General features: G+C 68.6%; 12 protein-coding genes. 10 read left to right on the top strand and 2 right to left on the bottom strand.

The window, feature by feature from the left end; all coding sequences use genetic code 11:
• Nucleotides 1–153 precede the first annotated feature (153 nt).
• The 8 genes from LQ566_RS14190 to LQ566_RS14155 all read left to right on the top strand — a co-directional run bounded on the left by LQ566_RS14190 (nucleotide 154) and on the right by LQ566_RS14155 (nucleotide 16,491).
• Nucleotides 154–6,264, top strand: coding sequence for an Ig-like domain-containing protein (locus tag LQ566_RS14190; RefSeq protein WP_231092380.1), 6,111 nt, complete (start codon nucleotides 154–156; stop codon nucleotides 6,262–6,264).
• 138 nt (nucleotides 6,265–6,402) lie between these two features.
• A complete protein-coding gene (locus LQ566_RS14185) occupies nucleotides 6,403–7,377 on the top strand; it encodes an AAA family ATPase (protein WP_231092568.1) in 975 nt (324 codons plus the stop codon).
• On the top strand, nucleotides 7,374–8,669 hold the full coding sequence (locus LQ566_RS14180) for a DUF58 domain-containing protein (RefSeq protein ID WP_231092379.1): 1,296 nt from the start codon (nucleotides 7,374–7,376) through the stop codon (nucleotides 8,667–8,669). Before LQ566_RS14185 ends, LQ566_RS14180 begins: the two co-directional genes overlap by 4 nt.
• Nucleotides 8,666–11,032 carry a transglutaminase-like domain-containing protein gene (locus tag LQ566_RS14175; RefSeq protein WP_231092378.1) on the top strand — a complete coding sequence of 789 codons (2,367 nt, stop codon included), beginning with the start codon at nucleotides 8,666–8,668 and terminating at the stop codon, nucleotides 11,030–11,032. The genes LQ566_RS14180 and LQ566_RS14175 overlap by 4 nt, the downstream gene beginning before the upstream one ends.
• Nucleotides 11,032–12,291 carry an RDD family protein gene (locus tag LQ566_RS14170; RefSeq protein ID WP_231092377.1) on the top strand — a complete coding sequence of 420 codons (1,260 nt, stop codon included), beginning with the start codon at nucleotides 11,032–11,034 and terminating at the stop codon, nucleotides 12,289–12,291. The genes LQ566_RS14175 and LQ566_RS14170 overlap by 1 nt, the downstream gene beginning before the upstream one ends.
• On the top strand, nucleotides 12,291–13,181 hold the full coding sequence (locus tag LQ566_RS14165) for a PP2C family protein-serine/threonine phosphatase (RefSeq protein ID WP_231092376.1): 891 nt from the start codon (nucleotides 12,291–12,293) through the stop codon (nucleotides 13,179–13,181). The genes LQ566_RS14170 and LQ566_RS14165 overlap by 1 nt, the downstream gene beginning before the upstream one ends.
• Complete coding sequence (locus tag LQ566_RS14160; RefSeq protein WP_231092375.1) at nucleotides 13,178–15,028, top strand: FHA domain-containing protein; 1,851 nt, start codon at nucleotides 13,178–13,180, stop codon at nucleotides 15,026–15,028. The genes LQ566_RS14165 and LQ566_RS14160 overlap by 4 nt, the downstream gene beginning before the upstream one ends.
• Entirely contained in the window at nucleotides 15,025–16,491 is a 1,467-nt protein-coding gene (locus LQ566_RS14155; RefSeq protein WP_231092374.1) for a serine/threonine-protein kinase, read from the top strand. The genes LQ566_RS14160 and LQ566_RS14155 overlap by 4 nt, the downstream gene beginning before the upstream one ends.
• A 45-nt stretch (nucleotides 16,492–16,536) precedes the next feature.
• Here the strand turns inward: LQ566_RS14155 and LQ566_RS14150 are convergent, their stop codons facing one another.
• A complete protein-coding gene (locus LQ566_RS14150) occupies nucleotides 16,537–16,995 on the bottom strand; it encodes a recombinase family protein (RefSeq protein WP_231092373.1) in 459 nt (152 codons plus the stop codon).
• A gap of 124 nt (nucleotides 16,996–17,119) precedes the next feature.
• Nucleotides 17,120–18,892, bottom strand: coding sequence for a cation:proton antiporter (locus LQ566_RS14145; RefSeq protein WP_231092372.1), 1,773 nt, complete (start codon nucleotides 18,890–18,892; stop codon nucleotides 17,120–17,122).
• A 156-nt stretch (nucleotides 18,893–19,048) separates the two neighbouring features.
• Here LQ566_RS14145 and ypfJ point away from each other — a divergent pair, with 156 nt between their 5' ends.
• A complete protein-coding gene (ypfJ, locus tag LQ566_RS14140) occupies nucleotides 19,049–19,933 on the top strand; it encodes a KPN_02809 family neutral zinc metallopeptidase (protein ID WP_231092371.1) in 885 nt (294 codons plus the stop codon).
• 48 nt (nucleotides 19,934–19,981) lie between these two features.
• The gene (gene pip, locus LQ566_RS14135) at nucleotides 19,982–20,959 is read left to right on the top strand and encodes a prolyl aminopeptidase (RefSeq protein WP_231092370.1); all 978 of its coding nucleotides are present in this window, start codon (nucleotides 19,982–19,984) and stop codon (nucleotides 20,957–20,959) included.
• Nucleotides 20,960–21,322 lie beyond the last annotated feature (363 nt).

Raw genomic sequence — 21,322 nt, 5'->3', positions numbered from 1 at the left:
GGCTGTGGATAACCCTCGCCATCTGCGGTGCGGATGTCGCCGACGACCAGTAGGATGATCTGACCGTTCCGCTTTGGGGAAAGCTGCGGAGTCATCCGCGGGGAACGGTGCTGAGGAAAGCTGGGGTGCCGCTTGGGGACGGCAAAATCTTGGATGCGTCGACGCCGTACGGCGATCGCCACCACGGCCGCGATCGCCGTCACGGGGATCGCTGTCGCGACGATGGCGGTCGCCTACGACGGGACGCCCGCCGCCGAGGTCGATCTGAACGACGGCGGTGTGTGGATCACGAAGCAGAGCGCGCTGCTAGTCGGGCACGTCAACCCGAGCGCGTCGGTCGTGGACGGTGTCGCGCGTTCCCAGGCCGCCGACTACGACGTGCTGCAGTCGGGCTCCGATGTGCTGATCACATCGGCCGGGCAGATCGGCGTCCTCGACCCCGTGAGCTACACGGTGCGTGGCTCGGTGGCCGTGCCGTCGACGGCGGAGGTCTCGCTGGGCGGCGGAACGGTCACCGTGCACGACACCGCCACCGGGGATCTGTGGGTGATGCCGGTGTCCGCGCTGGCCAGTTTCTCTCCGTCCATGCCTGTCGAGCGCACGCTCGACAGCGGTTCCGCCGTCGTGGTCGACCGGACCGGCACCGTGCACGCCGTGTCCGCTGAGTCCGGCGAGCTCACCTCGATCCGCGTCTCCCCGATGGGAAGCGTCGGCGCCGCTGAGACACGCGCGCTGGAGGGGATCGATCCGCAGGACGAGCTCACGATCTCCGCGGTCGGCTCCGAGCCTGTGGTGCTGGATCGCACCTCGCGGACGCTGTACACCGCGCGCGGACTGCGGGCCGAGCTGCCCGCCGATGCCGAGGGGCCGGCTCTCGTGCTGCAGCAGCCCTCGGATGACGATCCGGCGGTGCGCGTCGCCTCGCCGGATGCCGTGATCACCGTCCAGCTCGCCGGTGGTGCCGTCACAGAGCGGGCACCGGCCACGCCGGGAGGCAGTCCTGCGGCACCCGTGCGGCTGGCCGGATGCACCTACGCCGCATGGGGCGGCACGGCCGCTTTCCTCCGGGAGTGCGCGGATGACGCGGAACTCATCGACACCACCATCGAGGGCGTCGGCCCGCAGGTCGCGCTCACGTTCCGGGTAAACCGGCAATCCGTGCTGCTGAACGACACCATCAACGGCGTGGCCTGGATGCTGGATTCCGCGCTGCAGCGCATTGACAACTGGAACGATCTCACGCCGCCGGACGGCGAGAGCGACGAGCGCGGCGAGTCATCCCGCGACACTCCGGAACAGGCTCAGCCCGAGCGTGGGGAAGAGAACACCGACCCTGTCGCGAACGACGATTCCTACGGCGTCCGGGCTGGTCGGGCCACGGTGCTACCCGTTCTCGAGAACGACAGCGACGCGGACGGCGATGTTCTCACCGTGAGCGTCGAGAGCCCGTCCACCCAGCTCGGTACGGTACGACCCATCCTCAACGCGCAGGCGCTCCAGCTGGATGTCCCGGAATCCGCCGACGGCACCATGACGGTGCCGTACGCAGTCGACGATGGGCGAGGCGGCACGGGCAGCGCGATGGTGACGGTGACCGTCCACCCGCCCTCCCAGAACGGTGCCCCGGAGCAGGTGCGCGCCGATCAGATCATCCCGGTGGAGGCCGGCGCGGCGACGACATACAACCTTCTGCCGGACTGGCGGGATCCGGATGGCGATGACATCTATCTGCAGTCGGCCGTGGCCGCCGATGGCGACGAGGTGTCGTTCACCCCGGACGGCAGAGTGACGTTCCGGGCCATCGGCGGCTCGAGCGGGCCGGTCGACGTCCAGATCGTGCTCTCCGACGGAGCAGCGAGCGCGTCGGGAGTGCTCCGGTTCGACGTCCGGGCCCCCGGCAGCACGTCGCCTGTCACCAACCCCGATCACGTCATCGCCCGAGTGGGGGAGCAGGTGATCGTCTCGCCGCTGGTGAATGATCTCTCCGCCGGTCAGGATGTGCTGAAGCTCTCGCTGGTCCAGGAGCACGCCACCGCCACCGTCGTACCGGACTATCTGAACGGGTCCTTCAGCTTCCGGGCCGATTCACTCGGCACCCGGTACGTCACTTATCGCGTGTCGGCGGGGTCGGCGTCGGCGTCGGGCGTGGTCCGCATCGATGTGATCGACGCCGCTGGCGCCGCCCAGCCTCCGATCGCGGTTCAGGACACCGCGCTCCTGCCCGTCGGGGGAGAAGTGCTGACCGGTGTGCTCGAGAACGACGTCGATCCTGCCGGGGGAGTGCTGGTGGTCCAGTCCGTGACGACGGACAATCCGGGCATCGCCATCTCCCTCGTGAACAACCAGACACTGCGGATCGCCGACGCAGGGCTGTCCCAGCAGACGCGTGTCCGGTACGTGATCTCCAACGGATCGCAGTCCGCCGAGGGCGACGTGATCGTGATTCCGCTGCAGCCGTCCACCGGCCAGGAAGCTCCCGAGGCGACGCCCGATGTCGTGGTGGTGCGCGCCGGCGACGCTGCCACCGCGCACGTTCTCGACAACGATTCATCCCCCATCCATTCCCCGCTGACCCTCTCCCGCGAACTTCGGGATGTCGTTCCCGCCGATGCCGCCGATCAGATCTTCGTTTCCGGCGACACGGTGCGATTCCGCGCGGGTGCGCAGCCCGGGGAGGTGCGCGCCCGGTACGAGGTCGCGGATGCTCTCGGACAGCGCGTCTCGGGGGACGTCACCTTCCAGGTGCTGCCTGTCGATGAGGCCGGCAACGCCGCTCCGACGCCCCGTGATCTCACCGCGCGCGTGATCGCCGGTGGCGTCGTGGCGATTGCGGTCCCGCTGGACGGGATCGATCCCGAGGGCGACTCCGTGGAACTCGTCGGCATCACGACCGCGCCCACGCGCGGACGTGTGATCGCCACCGTGGACGACCGGATCGAGTACGAGGCCTTCGCCGACTCGGCGGGCACGGATCTGTTCACGTACCGAGTGCGTGATCGCCTGGGGGCCGAAGCCGTCGCGACGGTTCGCGTGGGGATCGCCGGCGCGCTCCCCGACAACCAGGCACCGTTCGCGGTCGCCGACCACGTGATCGCCGCGCCGGGGCGGGTGATCGATGTCAGCCCGCTCGACAACGACAGCGACCCCGACGGCGACACCCCGCTGACGCTCATCGCCGATGCGCTCGCCGTTCCCGCCGACATCCCGGGTCTGGAGGCGCGTGTGGACGGCGGCCGCGTGGTCATCACCACGCCGGACCTTCCTGAGGGTGAGAAGGTCCGCACCGCGTTGCAGTACACCGCACAGGACAGCCGCGGAGCCACCGCCGTCGGCGTCATCGACCTGACGGTGGACAGTACGGTGCCGCCGCAGCCGCCGCTCGCTCGTGATGATCGCATCCGACTGGAACAGGTTCCGGATGATCGCGTCGTCTCGGTGGATGTCAGAGCGAACGACTCCGATCCTGACGGCACCACCGATGCGCTCACGGTGTCCCTCCCGGAGCCGACCACTGCCGAGCTCGGCGCCGGTCAGAGCATCCGGGTCACGGTCGAGACGCAGCGCCAGCTGATCCCGTACACGGTCACCGACGCGGACGGACTACAGGATTCGGCGTTCCTGTTCGTTCCCGCGCTCGGCGACCTCCGACCCGAGCTCTCTCCCACGGCAGGTGCCGTCACGGTGCGTTCGGGAGAGCTGGTCACCGTGGAACTCGCCGACCATGTGCGGACGCAGGGCGATCTGCCGGTCATGATCGCCGATCGCAACCAGGTCTCGGCGTTGCACGACGACGGCAGCGGGCTCATCGTCGATGACCGGACCCTGCAGTACCGCTCGCGTGTGAACTACTCCGGATCGGATGCGCTCACCGTGCTCGTGACGGACGGCACGACCGCGGACGATCCGGGCGGACGGACGGCACTGCTCTCGATCCCCGTGACCGTGCTCCCCGCGGACACGAGCAATACTCCGCCGACGTTCTCGGGCGCGACGATCACCGTCCCCCGGGGTGAAGCACCCACGACGCTGTCGCTCACCGACCTCACCCGCGATCCCGACGATGGTGATCTCGCCGCCATGCACTACGCCCTCCTCGGATCCGCCCCCGACGGAATCACCGCCGCGGTCACCGGAGAGGCCCTGTCGGTGTCGGCTCCCGCCGATGGAGTCGTCGGGCTCGTGGGCTCGGTCACGGTGACGGCGACGGACGGGAAGTCCGATCCGGTCGCCGCCACCTTCCAGATCCGCACGACGCGAACCGAGCGCCCGCTCGCCGTCGCCGTCGCCGATGTCGTCACCGATGCCGTGGCGGGCGTTGCACGCACCATCGACGTCACCGCGAACGACACCAATCCGTACCCGGACACTCCGCTGCGCGTGGTCGCAGCCACGCTTCTCGCGGGTGAGGGCGCCGTGACGTTCGAGGGGGCCGCAGTCACGGTGACTCCCGACGCCGGCTTCACCGGGACGCTCACGGTTCGCTACCGCATCGCCGACGGCTCCGATGACGCGGCACGTGAGGTCGACGGGCTGCTGAGCGTCACCGTGCGCGACCGTCCGTCCGCCCCCGGCCGGCCGACGGTCGGTGGCCTCACGGAGAACTCCGTGATGCTGTCCTGGAGTCCGCCGGAGTCGAACGGGTCGCCCATCACGGGATACACGGTCTCCTCTGAGGACGGCTCCGTCACTATGTCGTGTGAATCGACCGCCTGCACCATCGGGGGCCTCGTCGCCGGCCGGGATTACCGCTTCCAGGTCACCGCGACGAACGCGGTCGGCACGTCGTCACCGTCCGCACTGTCCGACACGGTGCGGCCGCAGGCCCGTCCCGCCGCTCCGGGTCAGTTGTCGATCGCTGCGGACGACGGAGTGATCGTCGCCGGGTGGGCTGCATCGGCACCCCCGGTGACGCTCTACAACGTGGAGATCTCCCCGGCGCCTCCCACCGGATCGGCGGTGCAGACCGTCCGTGCAGCGAACGCCTCGTTCACCGGACTCCAGAACGGCGTCTCGTACACCTTCCGCGTACAGGCGACCACGGATGCCGGGGTGAGTTCCGATTGGTCGGCGTCATCCAGCCCGGCCACGCCGTCGGGCCCGCCGTCGGCTCCGGCCGCGCCCACGGTGGTCGTCGGCGCCCCGACGGATACGGGTGCCACCCTGAGCGTGCAGTGGCAGGCCCCCGCGGCGAACGGTTCACCGATCACGGGATACGTCCTGACGGTGATCCGCGACGGCGCTCAGCTCACCCAGATCTCCTCCGCCACCGCGTCCGTCGACTATCACGTCGCGGGCACGCGTGAGCTGTATTCGTTCTCGGTGGTGGCCATCAACGGGCGTGGTCCCGGCCCCTCGAGTCCGCAGTCGGCGCCGGTCAACGCCATCGCGACGCCCGGACAGCCCTCCGGTATCGGGCTGCTCTCCGGTGACGGCCGAGTGATCCTGCGCTCCTTTGCGGCGGTCGCCGGCAACGGCGCCGATCCTTCGCAGATCGAGTACGAGTACGCGCTGAACGGTGCGCCGTGGCAACCGCTCCCGGGCGGAACCCAGGGCGGTGCCATCCCGGCGAACAACGGCACGGCTTACTCCGTGCGCGTTCGGGCCGTCACCGTGGTGGACGGCAACCGGTACCCGGGGCCGGCATCGGCCGACTCCAACTCGGTGGTGCCCGCCGGACCGCCGGCACCCCCCAGTGCCTCCGCGGAGGTGAATCGTACACAGGTCACGTTGACGTGGTCGCCTGGTGCGAGCAATGGTTCCCCGGTCACCAACGTCACCTGGCAGCTCAGCGGCGGGCAGGAGCAGATCGACGTGCCCAGCGGCACGACAACGTTCGATGTCGGGTGGAACTTCGACGGATCCGTGACCCTGTGGGCGATCGACGCCAATCACGCGAAGAGCCAGCCCACGGTGGTCCCGGTGAAGACCGGGCCCGATCCGTCGACCGTCACCCTGGGCACGCTGGCTCTCGGCAACGACGTCACCCTCGACGATGGCCGCCCTGGTCAGGATGTCGTGTATCACGGCATCTACGGCACCGGCAGCGTGGCGTACGAGTGTGTGGTGAACGGCACGGTGACCGTGCGCTACGACCGGCCGGCGCCCACGAACACCACGGTCGGCCTGCCCTATTGCCGCGGCGCCGCAGGAGACGAGATCTGGCTCGTCATCGAGTGGGAGAGCGGGTCCCCCTATGCGCCACGCACGTTGTCCAACTCCTGCCGCCCCTTCGATTCTTGCTCGACCGGACGCAAGTCCGAGTAGGCGCACCGCCACCCCAGAACCCGTTACCCGACCCGAACTCCCGCGACAAGGAAGACCCACTTCATGCTTGAAGAGAACCCGCCACTCCTGTCGGACGATCCGCCGAGCGATGCGCCGGATGCATCGACCACCGAACCGGTGCCGATGAACCCCGAGCAGGCCGTCTGGTTCGCCGACGCGTTCGCGCGCCTTGTCGGCCATGTCGGAGCAGCGCTCATCGGCAAGTCCGACATCGTGGCGCTCGTGCTGCAGGCGATGCTCGCTGAAGGACACGTCCTCCTCGAAGACGCGCCCGGAACCGGTAAGACCAGCCTCGCGAAGGCGCTCGCGGCCACGGTTCAGGGAACGAGCAGCCGGATCCAGTTCACGCCCGACCTTCTCCCCAGCGATGTCACCGGCGTCACGATCTACGACCAGCGGACGCAGGAGTTCGAGTTTCATCGCGGACCGGTGTTCGCATCGATCGTGCTCGCCGACGAGATCAACCGCGCCTCGCCGAAGACGCAATCGGCGCTCCTCGAGGTCATGGAAGAGGGGCGCATCACGATCGACGGCGTCGCTCACGCCGTGGGCCGCCCGTTCCTCGTGCTCGCGACACAGAACCCCATAGAGACGGCCGGAACCTACCGCCTCCCGGAAGCGCAGCTGGACCGGTTCCTGGTGAAGACGTCCATCGGCTACCCGGACCTCGATGCCACCGAGACGATCCTCGCCGCCACTGGCACGCGGGTCTCCCAGCCGGCCCTGTCCGCCATGATCACGACCGACGCGGTCTCGGACATGACAGAGCTGGCCGCCACAGTTCACATCGACTCCGCCGTGCTGCGCTACATCGCCATGCTCGCCGAAGCCACGCGTGATCACGACTCCGTGCGCCTGGGCGTATCCGTACGCGGCGCGATCGCCATGGTGCGGATCGCGCGCGTCCGGGCGGCCTCGCTCGGACGCCACTATGTGCTCCCGGACGACATCAAAGCGCTTCTCGGGCCCGTGTGGCAGCACCGCATCGTGCTCGACCCCGAGGCGGAGTACAGCGGCATGACCGCCGCGGCGGTGCTGGCACGTGTCATCGCCACGGTCGATGCCCCATTGCACCGGAGTGATCCGCAATGATGTCCTCGCCGTCTCGTCCCGCTGACGCTCGCCGCACCCGCACGCTGCGAGCGTGGCCGACGCGCGCCGTACCCGACGAGACGGCGACCACGCAGACCCGGCAAGCCACACGGCGCGCCCGCGTGACATCGGCCGCAGAGAGCCTGCGCACCCTGCGTCCACTGGGATGGCTGCTGCTTTCGTGCTCGGTGGGCGTCGGTATCGCAGCGACCCTGCTGGGCTGGGCGGAGTTCGCGACTGCCGCACTGGTGGCGGGGCTGGTCATGATCCAATCGGCCCTGTTCCTCATCGGACGTACCGCGTACGACATCAGGATCGCTCTGAACCGCACGCGAGTGGTGGCGGGGGAGCGTGCCTACGGCAGCCTGACGGTGACGAACCCGACCACGCGCTCGCTGGCGCCCGCGCGACTGATGCTGCCCGTCGGATCGGGCTGGGGCTCCTTCGACGTGCCACGGATGCCCGCGGGAGAGACCCGCGACGATCTGTTCTCTATCCCGACGGCCGCGCGTGGTGCGCTCGCTGTGGGACCGGTGAGCGTGCTCCGCGGCGACCCCCTCGGCCTCTTCGAGCGGATCTCCCACCGCGATGACGCCCATACTCTGTATGTCCACCCCCTCACGGTTCCACTCGTCGGGCTGTCGCTCGGGCGGGTCCGTGATCTCGAAGGCCTGGCCACACCGGACCTCTCCCGTGACGACGTCTCCTTCCACGCGCTGCGCGAGTACACGCCGGGTGACGATCTCCGCCACGTCCACTGGCGCTCCACGGCGCGCGCCGGTGAGGTCCTGGTGCGTCAGTACGAGGAGACCCGGAGATCGCGATTCGTCATCGGCCTCAGCACGCACCCGGACGACTACAGCGACCCGGATGAGTTCGAACTCGCCGTGAGTATCGCGGCGTCGTTCGGTATGCACGCGCTCGCGGATTCCCGAGATCTCGCCGTGCTGATGCAGGGGCGCGTGGTGACGGACACCGGTGAAGGACGTCTGCTCGATGAGTTCTCCCTGGTCTCGTTCTCTTCTGCAGGCGGCACGGGCATCGACGCCCTCGGGGTGCGCATCGCACCCCATGCGCACCAGGCAGCGCTGGTGATCCTGGTGTGCGGAGCGCAGGCCTCCGCAGCTGCGCTGCACGCGGCATGTGGACGCCTGCCCGCCGGGGGACGCACGCTCGTGGTGGTGGCCGATCCCGAATCGGAGAGCGTGCGGCGTCGTGTCGGCACGGCTGACGTGCTGCATGTGCCGAGGCTCGAGGAGCTTCCGCGCGCCGTCCGACGGGTGCTGTCGTGACCTCCGTGCGCGAAGGGCTCCGGGGCACCCGCGCTCGGCGGATGATGATCGACGTCATCGCGGTCGTCGTCCTGTGCCTGATCATCGGCTGCGGCTTTCAGCCCGTGTTCGACGGGCTCGGCTTCCTGCTCACGGTTGGGATCGGAACCGGCCTCGGCGTCGCGATCGCGGTTGTGGCCTCCCTGCGTGCCTGGGCCCTCCCGCTGACCGTCCTCGCGACGGTCGCGGGCTACTTCCTCGTGGGCGCAGCGGCCGCGCTCCCCGGTACGACGTTCTTCGCCATCCCGACGCTCGAGAGCTTCCGATCTCTCACCACCGGCATCGTGACCGCGTGGAAGTCGTTCATCACGGCCGGGCTTCCGCTCTCCACCGACGAGCACGCCCTCGTGCCGTTCATCCTGATGACGGTGTGCGGGGTGACGTCGGCGTCGGCCGCGCTGCGTCTGAAGCATGCCGCCTGGGCGTTGCTGCCCCTCGGTCTGACCGCGGCAGCCGTGGCCCTCCTCGGCTCCCGCACTGCCGAGTTGCCCGTGGTCGCGGGGGCTGCCTTCGCGGTCGTCTTGATCGCCTGGCTGGGGGTTCGCCATGCCCTGGACCCGTCGCGTCATCTCCTTCATGCGTCCACGGAGGCCACCGCGGTCCATCTGCGCGCGATTCGCCGCCGCCGGGTCGTCGCGGCTGCCGCCGTGCTTCTCATCGCGATGGTGGGGGGATCGGCGGGAGGCGCCTATCTCTTCGACGGTGGCCGGACCGACCGGGTCGTGGCGCGCGATCACGTCGTGCCGCCCCTCCAGCCGCACGACTACACCAGTCCCCTGCAGTCATTCCGCGCCTTCGTGCGAGACCACGCCGACAGCGCCCAGTTCACCATCACGGGGTTGCCGACGGGCGCGCGCGTGCGCCTCGCGGCCCTCGACGCCTACGACGGGCTCGTGCTGCAGGCATCCGATGGCGCTTCGGCCGGCTCCGGCCGCTTTCTGCCGCTGTCCGGCGGTGCCGCCGACGAGAGCACGCTCACGCGGGTGGGCGTGGTGGTCGGCGACTACACCGGCGTCTGGGTGCCGACGGTGGGTGCGGTTCAGGAGCTCACCTACGATCCGGCGGCACGGACGGCAGGTGCCACCGAACGACGAAACACCTATTACAACGACCAGACCCAGACCGCGCTCAACACCGCTGGCCTGGCACCGGGAATGGTCTACACGGTCGAGACGACGATCGAGCGGTCCCCGTCGCGGGCATCGCTCGCCGATGCCCCGTTCGCCGCGGTGCGCATGCCGCCCGCAGTGAACGTGCCCGAAGAGGTCGCCGCGCTCGCCTCGCAGGCCACCGCTGACGCTACGACTCCGCTGGAGAAGGTCGAGGCGCTGGCCGGATGGCTGTCATCCACGGGCTACTTCAGCCACGGACTCGAGGGTGACGCCCCGTCCCTCTCCGGTCACGGGGCAGTCCGTCTTCACGATTTCCTCGACAGCGACACCATCGTCGGAGACGACGAGCAGTATGCGGTGACCATGATGCTCATGGCGGCACAGCTGGGCATTCCCGCCCGCGTCGTCATGGGGTGGTATCCCTCGGGCGATGGTGCGATCACCGATCCGTTCGTCGCGAACGGGGACAACCTCCACGCCTGGGTGGAGGTCGCCTTCGCCGGGCACGGCTGGGTGGCTTTCGATCCGGCACCGCCGCCCGACAAGGTACCGAGGGAGTCGGCGCCGCGACCCCGGAGCGACCCGAGACCACAGGTGCTGCAGCCCCCGATTCCCCCACAGGAAGCCGTGGACGACACCCCTCTGGCGCCCAACGATCGCGACAACGGCGAAGAGCAGGACAAGCCGGAGGAGGCAAGCATCGACTGGGGCTCGATCGCGCTGTCGGCGGCTGTCGTCGGAGGTGGAGCGCTGCTTCTTGCCCCGGGGGTGATCGTGCTCCTGATCAAGGAGATGCGTCGGCGGCGGCGTCAGAGATCGGTCAGCGTGCCCGCTCGAATCGCCGGCGGCTGGGATGAGATCGTCGATCGCGCCGTCGACCTCCGGGTTCCGGTCCGCGCCGGCGCGACGCGGGTGGAGACCGCACGGACCCTCCAGCGCGCATTTCCGGACGTGGCCGTCCTTCCCCTGGCACATCGCGCCGACGCGGGCGTCTTCGGACCCGCGACCGCGGACGGTGCCGAGGGAGAGGCTTTCTGGGACGAGGCTGGACGAGTTGTCCACGGAATGCGCCTCTCGGTCGGTCGGGCCCGTCGCATGCGTGCAAGGATCAGTCTGCGTTCCGTGATCGGTGCGCGGGGACGATCACGTGGTGGTGGGGGACCCGATGGTGATACGTCCGCGCTCTCCGCGACGGCGGAAAGGGGGCGATGATGACGCAGCGGCAAGCCGCCGGCATCAGCCGTCGGATTCTGGCATGCGCGATTGACGCGGTGATTCCCGTCGTACTGGCCTCGTTGGTCACGGCAGTGCTGACGCTGACGGGAACCGGGCACACCCCGCTGGTCGTCGCGGGAGTCATCGCGGTATGGCTCCTCGTGCACAGCGCGCTTCAGGCCGGGGAGGGGTCAGTCGGAATGCAGATGGTCGGTATCCGGCTCATCGGCGTGCACGACCTTCTCCCGATCGGCTTCGCGCGCGCCCTGGCACGAAACACCGTTTTCCTGCTGCTGTGCGCCGCGGTCATCGGCTTCTTCACGCCGTTGTTCGATCGCGGGGCTCGCCGTGGGTGGCACGACAAGATCGTGGCAGCGTCCATGGTGCAGCAGAACCGGCGGATGCCGGTGGTGCCGGCCGTATTGCAGGAGGAGAAGCGCGCGGAGGAGTGGCTCGCGGGAGTCAGTGCCGACGCGGTTGCTGCCGAGCCGATCCGTGACGTCCCGGTATCTCGGGTGAGTCGTTACCTCACCACGGAACCTCCGGAGCGCACTGCCGATGTCATCGAGAGCGTGCCCGGCATCACGGATGACCGGATCCGCGCCGAACGCGCCCGGATCCGCAACGCCCGGCGAGCGCGCGGCGGGCAGCTGAGCTCTTTGGCGCCGGTGCAGGCGACCCGTGAGGAACGCCCGCGACCCGGCGACGAGCCGCCCGCGATCACCCGTCCGCCTGCGCCGCCACTCACCATCACGGCGCGTTCGGGTCGCTCGACGCGACCCGCCATCGTCGTCTCTCCGCCCGCGCGCGATCGGCAGGTGGCGGCTGAGCAGGCTCCAGGCGCTCCGGTGCGCGCGACGCCGCCTGTTCCTGCGGTCTCGATGTCCGGTCCGTCCGCGGCAGAGGACCTGGTCGCGCACCTGCTTCAGAACCCCTCCACATTCGTCACGATCATGTGGGACGATGGCACGCTGTGTGAGGTGGAGCGAGACACGGTGTTCGGTCGTAACCCGGTCGGTGGGGAGGAGGATGGCCTCGCGATCGTCTTCGACGATTCGCTCTCGTTGTCGAAGTCGCACTTTCGCGTGCAGCGCAGCGGCGCCGACATCGGGCTGGTCGATCTGCACTCCACGAACGGGGTGCGTATTCGCCGCGAAGGCGTGACCACTGCGGCTGCCCCGGGGGAGTTCACCCGGTTGCAGACCGGTGATCTCCTCGAGATCGGCTCTCGTCGCGCCCGTGTGGAGGTGATGTGATGAGCGCCACTGCTCCCATCACCGTGGACTGGGCGTCCGCGACGCATCCGGGCCTGCGCCGTCGCAGCAACGAGGACTCGCACATCGCTCAGCCGCCCCTGTTCCTCGTGGCAGACGGCATGGGCGGCCATGCCGCAGGAGACGTTGCCAGCGGGATCGTCGTGGCCGAATGCGCCGAGCTCGCGGCGCAGCCGTCCGTATCGGTCGAGCAGTTGCAGGACGCGCTGACTCGGGCCCGCCGCCGGGTCGAGCGGGTCGGCGGCGCCGGCCGGCCGGCGGGCAGCACCCTCACCGGGGTCGCCGTGTCGGACGTGGACGGTGCCGGCTACTGGCTGATCGCCAACGTGGGCGACTCCCGAACCTATCGGCTGGCGCAGGGGCGTCTCACGCAGATCACCGTCGATCACTCGATGGTGCAGGAGCTGATCGCGAGCAGCCGTCCGGATCTCGCCGCGCGAACAGGGCGCAACGTCATCACCCGTGCGATCGGTGCGGGCAGTGACGGGGTCGCGGACATCTGGATGATTCCCGCGGCCCGTGGTGATCGCCTGCTGGTGTGCAGCGATGGCCTCACCAACGAGGTGAGCGACGAGCAGATCGCGGCGATCCTCACCAACACGACAGATCCGCGCAGCGCGGTCACTCATCTCATGTTCGCGGCTCTCCACGGAGACGCCGGGGCAGACGAACCACCGGCCGGAGGCCGGGACAACATCACCGTGATCGTCGTCGACGCTCGAGACGTGTCCTTGTCGGAAGACGACGAGGACACGGCGCCGGGCACCCGCTGGGGCGGGGCGAACGGGACGCGGGAGGCCGCGCCAGCGGCGACATCGCGGGGATTGGGACAGGGCGAGAGCCCGCATCTGGGGAAGGACTCATCACGATGAGCACACATACGAGCATCGGCATCATGCAATACGCCAGCGGCGACTGGTACGTCATCGCGAAGGAGAACGGTTTCGTTCTCCTCCCGGGCCACATGGCGGCCTCCACTCTCGAGCGAGTGTGGCGGGCGCTGGATTCGGGTCGTATCGCGGCCGTGATCGACGCCATGACCGCCACTGCGGGCGCACCGCTGTCCGCGGTCCCCCCGTTCGCCATCGCGATCGGTCATGGTCCGGACCTGAGGGTCGCGGTGAGGGGCGACGTCCGGGTGGTCTATGACGATGGTGCCCGGCAGGAGCTGATCACCGGAGGTCGCATGGAGACCTGGGTCGAGCAGGAGCTTCCCGTCCATGTCGCGCTCCTGGTCACGCCCCCGGAGTCGCAGATCGATGAGACCCTGCTTCCGCTCATTTCCGGCATCGCGCGCGCCGGCCTCGTCGCCGTCGGCACGCAGGACCATCCGGCTGGCAGCACGGTGGCGGCGGCACCGGTCGGAGCGACCACCGACGCTGCGGCCATCGATGCTCCGGAACCGACCGGCGCTGACGAGGACGAACGTGCCGACGACGAGCCGGAAACGGCTGCGGCGGAGGGCGGTTCCGCGAGTGAAGACCCGACCGACGACCGCACGAGGGACGATGGCGTCGACGCCGAGAGCGCGGCAGACGACAGCGTTGTGGACGGCGGCGTTGTGGACGACAGCGTTGTCGAGAACGGCGTTGTGAATGACAGCGTTGTGGGCAGCAGCGTTGTGTACGACGGTGCCCCGGCGAACGAGGGTGTCATCGCGGACCACGGCGCTGTCGCGGACGACGGTTCTCACGCGGACGACGGTGCCCACGCGCATGGCGACAGCGACCCCCTCTCGGACGGGGAAGATGCCGTTTCCGACGAGGCCGTCGATAACAACGATGTCCACAACAACGATGCCCACAGCGATGGCGTCGCCAACGAGGGCGTCGACAACAGCAGGGACTTCTCCGCCACGGGTGGCATCGCCCGCCCCATCGCCACCGATAGCCTCGCCGAGGGCGACGACCGCGCTGGGTTCGGCAACAGCGGCGGCCCTCACGGCGATCTCGCCCACCAGGCTGGCGCCGCCGACCGCGGTGATGATGCCATCTCACACGACGGCACCCACCCCACGGACGAGAACTCCGCGGACGAGGAGTCTGATCAGACCGTGACAGGGGAGGCCGTCATCGACCCGGGCGTGACGGGTGGGACCGCCATGTCGCTGCACTGGAATGAGGCGGAGCCCGACTCGCCCGCGGGGCAGCACAGCATGGCGGCAGCCGGGATCACCGGCGATCACGACGGACACACCGTCGAGCAGTCCTTCCTCGACGCGGCCCGCGCGGCCGGCTTGGTGTCGGATACCGACCCGGGTGCTGCCACGGCCGCGGACTTCGAGGATGCCCCCGACTTCTATGCGGAGTTCGGTATCGATCTGGACGGCACTCATACCTCGGGTGAAGCGGGCGGATCCCCGGACACGGACCGTGCGACCCGTGGTCGCGTCGTGCTGTCCACTGGTGCCGTTCTCGACCTGGACCGCACTCTCATCGTCGGACGTCGTCCGCGGATCGAGCAGGGCATGAGCGATGACATTCCGGAGCTCATCACCGTTGCAAGCCCGACGCACGACATCTCCCGCAACCATGTCGAGATCCGCCGCGATGGTGAAGCGGTCACTGTCACCGACCTCAACACCACGAACGGCACGATGCTGCTGCGTGAGGGCGACGGTCCGCTGCGCCTGCACCCCGGCGAGGCGACGATGGTGCTCTCGGGTGACGTGCTGGACATCGGCGACGACGTGACGCTCAGGTTCGAGGACATTCCGTGAGTCCCCGACGTCGAGCGGCGCCACCACCCGAGCTTCCCGGCTACACCTTCGTGGAGCTCATCGGCTCGGGTGGGTTCGCCGACGTCTACCTTTTCGAGCAGCACATGCCCCGGCGGCGGGTGGCCATCAAGGTCTTGCACACCGACCGGATGAGCCGGTCCGCCCTGGCGGAGTTCGCCGCAGAGGCGAACGTGATGGCCATGCTGTCCACGCACCCGTCGATCGTCACCGTCCACGGTGCGGGAGAGGCACCCGACGGACGCCCGTACCTCGTCATGGAGTACGCGCCGCGGCCCACACTGCAGGCGCGGTACCGGGCTCGTCCGCTGTCGGTTCCGGAGGTTCTCCGCGTCGGCATCATGATCGCCGCCGCGGTGGAGACCGTGCATCGCGCCGGGGTGATGCATCGCGACATCAAGCCCGCCAACGTTCTGTTCACCGAGTATGACCACCCGGCGCTCACGGACTTCGGCATCGCGTCGACGTCGGCCGCGGAGACAGCTGCGGGGGTGTCGATTCCGTGGTCCGCTCCCGAGATGTTCGCCGAGCAGCCCTTCGGCGGCCCCGAAGCCGACATCTATGCGCTCGCCGCCACCCTCTACACCCTGCTCGCCGGGCACAGCCCGTTCGAGGCCGAGCGCGCCGCCACCAGCCTGGATCTGATCGATCGCATCGAGAGGATGCCGGCCCAGCCCATCCCTCGTGCGGACATACCCGAGTCTCTGCAGCGTACGCTGCTGCGCGCGCTGTCAAAGTCGCCGGAGGATCGGCATCCCTCGGCGCTCGCGTTCGCCCGCGCGCTACAGAAGGTTCAGATCGAGCTGTCGATGGCCGTGACGGTGATCGACATCATCGACGACGCGCCGGACCGGAGCGACGAGGACGGCGAAGCAGACGGGCTGACCCGGGTGCGCAGCGTCGTGAGCATCGCGCCTCTCGTCGGCGCGCCGCCGCTCACCGGCACGGACTCGACCACCGAAGCCGCTACCTCCAACTCGCCCGCCGTCGTCGATGTCGAACCGCGACGTCACCGCACCGCCTCGGGGATCGCATCCCTGTGGTCGAAGCCGTGGGGACGGGTGGCGGTCATCACCTCCGGGCTCGTCGTCGTCGCGGTCGTGGTCGCCGCGAGTGTCCTCGCGGCGACCGTCCGCACCCCGGACCCGGGGCCGAGCGCCGCCCCGCAGAACATCGTCGTGACCGCCGTTCCCTCCCCCGAGGATCTCGCCGGTCGTGTCGAGGGCGGCGACGTCGTGTTCACGTGGACGAACCCGGATGCCCTCCCGGGCGATCGCTACCTCTGGAACATCGTGAACGCCGGCCGCGACGAGGAGGCCGAAGTCGTGGAGACGGCGACGGTCACCGTTCCCCGCGGGGACGCGGTCCAGGTGTGCATCGCCGTCAGCGTCCTGCGCGACAACGGAGCCGCGAGCACTGTGCCGGCGCGCCTCTGCGCACCCTAGCGCCCGTGCCGCTCACCCGCCCATGCCGCTCACCCGCCCGCGTCGTTACCGGATCGCGTCGCTGAGGTGTTTGGCGCCGTGGCTCAGCACCTTGATGATGATGCCGCGCCGGCGAAGCTCGGCCATGGTCCGCTGTTCCTCGGACAGATCGCGACCCAGCGCGTGCACGGAGGAGACCACCAGAACGTCACCGCGTCGGAGAGTGCCGAAGAACCGCGTGAGGCGTTGCTCCCAGGATTCGAGCGTCTCCGGGGCCGGGTGGCGGAATCCCTCGATCGGCACGCCGAAGCGCGAAAGGTCTTCACGCTGCTCGATGAGCGAAGGCATGTCGTCACGGACGACGACCAGACCCACCAGTCGAGATCCTTCGGGCCGTGCCCGCCACCACGTGCTGTCCGACTGCAGCTCGGAGAAGCACTTCGGGCACTCCGCAGCCGTGTGGGCGACAGGAATCAGCCCCGTGTCGTTGCTGGAGTCCGTGCCCGTCATCGCGCCGTCCGTCATGTCCTTCTCCGTCGTTCGTCCTGTGCTCCATTGTGCCTGACGGCACCGACATCGCTCCGGTGAAGTCACCGCCGATCGGCCGCGAATCTGCAGCCTGCACGATGGGAGTCGCCAGGGCGCCAGGTCACTCGGGGAGGTGTGCGCGAATGCTGAGTTCCTCGGCGTCCAGTCCTTCCAGCACCCGTCGCAGCATCGCGGTGCTGTAGCGGCCGTTCGATCGGGCAGAGGTGAGGCGCTGTCGCTGCGCCTGGATGATGACGAGGCGGATGGCCCGCAGCTCGTCCATCGTGGCGCCTTCCGCCTCATCCGGCGGGGCGACCATGCGCTCCCGGGCGGCGGCCAGCAGAGCCGGGTCGAAGGGACGGCCGTCCTCGCGGTGCAGATCGGGGTTGGCCAGCGCCTTCGACGCGGCTTCGCGCAGGGCAGCGTTGAGCTCGGCGAGCTGCTCCGCACTGTCGGCGTCGTCCTTCGCTCCGGTGAGGCCCAGGGCACGGATCAGCGGCTTGATCGTGGATCCCTGCAGCAGCAGGGTGCCCACGGCCACCAGGAAGGCGATCAGGATGAGCAGGCTGCGGTTGGGCGTGTCCTGTGGCAGCGTCTGCGCCGCGGCCAAGGTTACGGCGCCACGCATACCCGCCCAGACGATCAGGGCGCCCTCGCGCCATCCGAGCTGCGACGACTCGAGATAGGCGATGTCGCCGAGCGAGCGGGAGATGCGCTTGCGGAAGCTGGCGAGCCGGCGCTCCGGGTTTCGCGCTCCCCGCTCCGCGACCTGCTCCACGGTGACGTTCTGGAACCGGTCGCGTGCCTGCTCCAGATGCGGGCGGATCGTCTCTCCGCGCTTCGCCCGCCGCCCCTGCATCCAGACCAGGGGGATGACGTAGAGCGTCCGCATCACCATGATCACGAGGAATGCGAGAAGCGCGAGGAAGGCGGCATTGCCGAGGATGTCCTCGTCGCCGCTGTTGATGACCGAGCTGAGCTCCAGGCCCATGATGAGGAAGACGGCGCCTTCCAGCATCAGTTCGATCGTGCGCCAGTTCACTCGGTCGCTCAGTCGCTGCTCCGCGGTGAAGTATCGTGCGGCGCCCTGACCGGTGACGATGCCGGCCACCACTGCGGCCACGAGCCCCGAGCCACCCAGGTGTTCGCTGGGGAGGTAGGCGACGTAGGGCACCACGAAGCTGATGGCGGTGGCGGCCGTCGTCGAGGGGATCCAGGCGCGAACGCGCAGGTTCACCCAGCCCACGAGCCCACCGATGCCGACAGCGATCACGACGGCCCAGCTGAACGTGCCGACGCTGCCCCAGAGGGCGAAGGCACCGGAGCTCGCAGCGATGGCGGTCTTCAGAAGCACGAGCGCGGTGGCGTCGTTGAGCAGGCTCTCACCCTCCAGCATCGTCACGACACGGGGCGAGGTGCCGAGCTTCTTGACGATCGAGGTGGCCACGGCATCGGTGGGGCTCAGCACGGCGCCGAGCGCCACGCCGACCGCGAATCCGACATCGGGGATGAGGAGGCTGAAGACGAGCCCGAGCACGAGAGAGGAAAGCAGGACCAGCAGCACCGAGAGTCCGCCGATGGCGCTGAAGTCCCGCCGGAACTCCATCGCGGGAAGCGAGACTGCGGCGGCGTACAGCAGTGGCGGCAGGATCCCGATGAGGATCCATTCCGGGGGCAGGTACAGGTTCGGCGTCCCGGGGATCAACGTGATGCCGATACCGAGTGCCACGAGCACAAGGGGACCAGCGACGCCCACCTTGGGTGCCAGGGCCGTTACCAGGGCGATGATGAGGATGCCGGCGACGATGAGGATGATCGTCAGGTCGATGTCGATCTGACCGAACAACGGGATGAGATGGTCGATCTCGGGGAAATCGGACAGGGGCGTGAACATGTGGACCCTCCTCCCGAGGCGCTTGCGGAAAGGGCATCGCGCGCGCCGACCTCTCCAGTTTAGAGGGGTGCCTCAGACAGGAACCGCCTCGTGACGGCGCAGAATGCGTGTGCATCGTTCCCGTGTGTTGTGGCTTTGGGCGAGTACCGTTGAGGGATGACGTTCAATCCCAACGCCGATGTGAGCGACAACACCGCGCAGCGTCGCGGCGGTGGCCGTCGGACCGGCATGGTGGTGGGCGGCGGGGCCGTCGGGCTCGGCGCCATCGTGGTGGCGCTCGTCGCCATCCTGACCAACGGCCAGGTGGATCTGAGCGGGATCGTCGGCACCGGCGGTCAGCCGCAGCAGCAGGAGACGACCGCCGCCACCGGCGAGTTCGCCGATTGCAAGACGGGCGCCGACGCCAACGCCAACGACGACTGCCGGCTCGCTGCGGCCAGCCTGCTGCTCGACGATTTCTGGGCCGCGAATATGGACGGCTACGTGAAGCCCACCGAGGTGGTGTACTCCGGCACGACGGAGTCCGCATGCGGCACGGCCAGCAACCAGATGGGGCCGTTCTACTGTCCGCCGGATCAGAGCGTGTACGTGGATCCGTCCTTCTTCGTGATCATGCGCCAGCAGTTCGGCGCCAGCGCCGGCAACCTCGCGCAGCTCTATGTCGTGGGCCACGAGTACGGCCACCACGTGCAGAACCTCATCGGCGTGATGGAGAAGTATCCGAACAACGGCACCGGCGCCGACAGCAACAGCGTGCGCACCGAACTGCAAGCGGACTGCTTCGCAGGCGGATGGATCAAGAACATCACGCAGTCCAAGGACAAGAACGGTGTGCCCTACATGAAGGAGCCCACTGAGGCTCAGATCAAGGACGCGCTGAATGCGGCGGCAGCCGTGGGGGACAACAACATTCAGAGCCGCAGCGGCTACGTGAATCCGGACACCTGGACGCACGGATCCAGTGAGCAGCGGCAGAACTGGTTCTGGACGGGGTACACGCAGGGGATCAATGCCTGCGACACCTTCGACGGCCCGCTCTAAGAGCACGATGACAGGTGCGCGCCGACAGCGCACCGGTGGGGGAACGACATGACTGACGAGCAGGGGCTCGACGAAGACCTCTATCCGGCGATCGAGCCGTATGAGACGGGACAGCTGCTGGTGGGCGACGGCCACCGCATCTACTGGGAGCAAAGCGGGAATCCGGAAGGCAAGCCTGTGGTGTTCGTCCATGGCGGTCCGGGATCCGGCACCTCACCATGGCAGCGACGCTTCTTCGATCCGGAGAAGTACCGCATCGTCCTGTTCGACCAGCGGGGCGCCGGCAAGTCCACGCCGCACGCCAGCGATCCTGACGCCGACATGCGTCACAACACCACATGGCATCTGGTGGCGGACATGGAGCTGCTGCGCAAGAACCTCGGCATCAGTGCCTGGCAGGTGTTCGGCGGCTCCTGGGGATCCGCGCTGGCGCTCGCCTACGCGCAGACGCACCCGGACGCCGTGACGGAACTGGTGCTCCGGGGGATCTTCACGCTGCGGCGTGAGGAGCTGGAGTGGTTCTATGAGGGTGGCGCCGCCGCGGTGTTCCCGGATCACTGGCGCGCATACGAGGAGCAGATCCCGCCCCTGGAGCGCAACCGCATGATCGAGGCGTACCACCGGCGCCTCTTCGATCCGAATCCCGCCGTGCATCTCCCGGCCGCAGTGGCGTGGTCGCAGTGGGAGGCCGGAACGGTCACCCTTGTCCGTGACGAGGAGGCCGTCGACGAGATGGCTGATGCCAGGCGGGCCGCCGCGTTCGCGCGGATCGAGAACCACTTCTTCATGCACGGTGGATGGTTCCGTGAGAACCAGCTCATCGAGGATGCTGCACACATCCGGCACATCCCCACGGTGATCGTGCAGGGGCGCTACGACATGTGCACTCCGATGATGACGGCATGGGCTCTGCATGAGGCGATGCCCGAGGCGGAGTTCATCATCGTGCCGGATGCCGGTCACTCGGCGGCGGAGCCCGGGACGCGTCGGGCGCTGCGTGCCGCGTGCGATCGGTTCGCGTCCTGAGCGAGCGAGTGCGACACGCCCGTTGTTCACCGGGATTTGTCGTGGGCGTGGGTTCCGCGTAAGTTAGTTCCTGTTCGCCCCACAGGGTAGAGCGGAGGGCCTCCGGGTCCGGCTCCCCTCAAGCTGGTGGACGATCCCCCTCGATGATGATCCTGGTGCTGTTGTGCTGGGGTTGTTTCGTGGTGGTTGCCTGGACTTCGGGTCGCGGCGTGTCGGTTTGACGCGGTGCGGGTTCTGGTCTAGGCTAGAGAAGTTGCCCCGCAGCTAAGCCCCGTGTGGGTGGTGTGTGGGAGCATCCGATCCTTGAGAACTCAACAGCGTGCACTTGTCAAATGCCAAATAACCTCGTCACCCCTTTTTGGG

The organism is Microbacterium nymphoidis (assembly GCF_021044885.1).
Lineage (GTDB): Bacteria > Actinomycetota > Actinomycetes > Actinomycetales > Microbacteriaceae > Microbacterium > Microbacterium nymphoidis.
Note: the sequence above shows the minus strand (reverse complement) of the source record. Positions and strands in the feature narration are given on the sequence as shown.

What these genes read in the sequence shown, in the direction of transcription:
- LQ566_RS14145 (WP_231092372.1), bottom strand. Translation starts at nt 18,892, where the DNA reads ATGTTCACGCCCCTGTCCGATTTCCCCGAGATCGACCATCTCATCCCG.
- LQ566_RS14180 (WP_231092379.1), top strand. Translation starts at nt 7,374, where the DNA reads ATGATGTCCTCGCCGTCTCGTCCCGCTGACGCTCGCCGCACCCGCACG.
- LQ566_RS14170 (WP_231092377.1), top strand. Translation starts at nt 11,032, where the DNA reads ATGACGCAGCGGCAAGCCGCCGGCATCAGCCGTCGGATTCTGGCATGC.
- ypfJ (WP_231092371.1), top strand. Translation starts at nt 19,049, where the DNA reads ATGACGTTCAATCCCAACGCCGATGTGAGCGACAACACCGCGCAGCGT.
- LQ566_RS14150 (WP_231092373.1), bottom strand. Translation starts at nt 16,995, where the DNA reads ATGACGGACGGCGCGATGACGGGCACGGACTCCAGCAACGACACGGGG.
- LQ566_RS14165 (WP_231092376.1), top strand. Translation starts at nt 12,291, where the DNA reads ATGAGCGCCACTGCTCCCATCACCGTGGACTGGGCGTCCGCGACGCAT.
- LQ566_RS14160 (WP_231092375.1), top strand. Translation starts at nt 13,178, where the DNA reads ATGAGCACACATACGAGCATCGGCATCATGCAATACGCCAGCGGCGAC.
- LQ566_RS14190 (WP_231092380.1), top strand. Translation starts at nt 154, where the DNA reads ATGCGTCGACGCCGTACGGCGATCGCCACCACGGCCGCGATCGCCGTC.
- pip (WP_231092370.1), top strand. Translation starts at nt 19,982, where the DNA reads ATGACTGACGAGCAGGGGCTCGACGAAGACCTCTATCCGGCGATCGAG.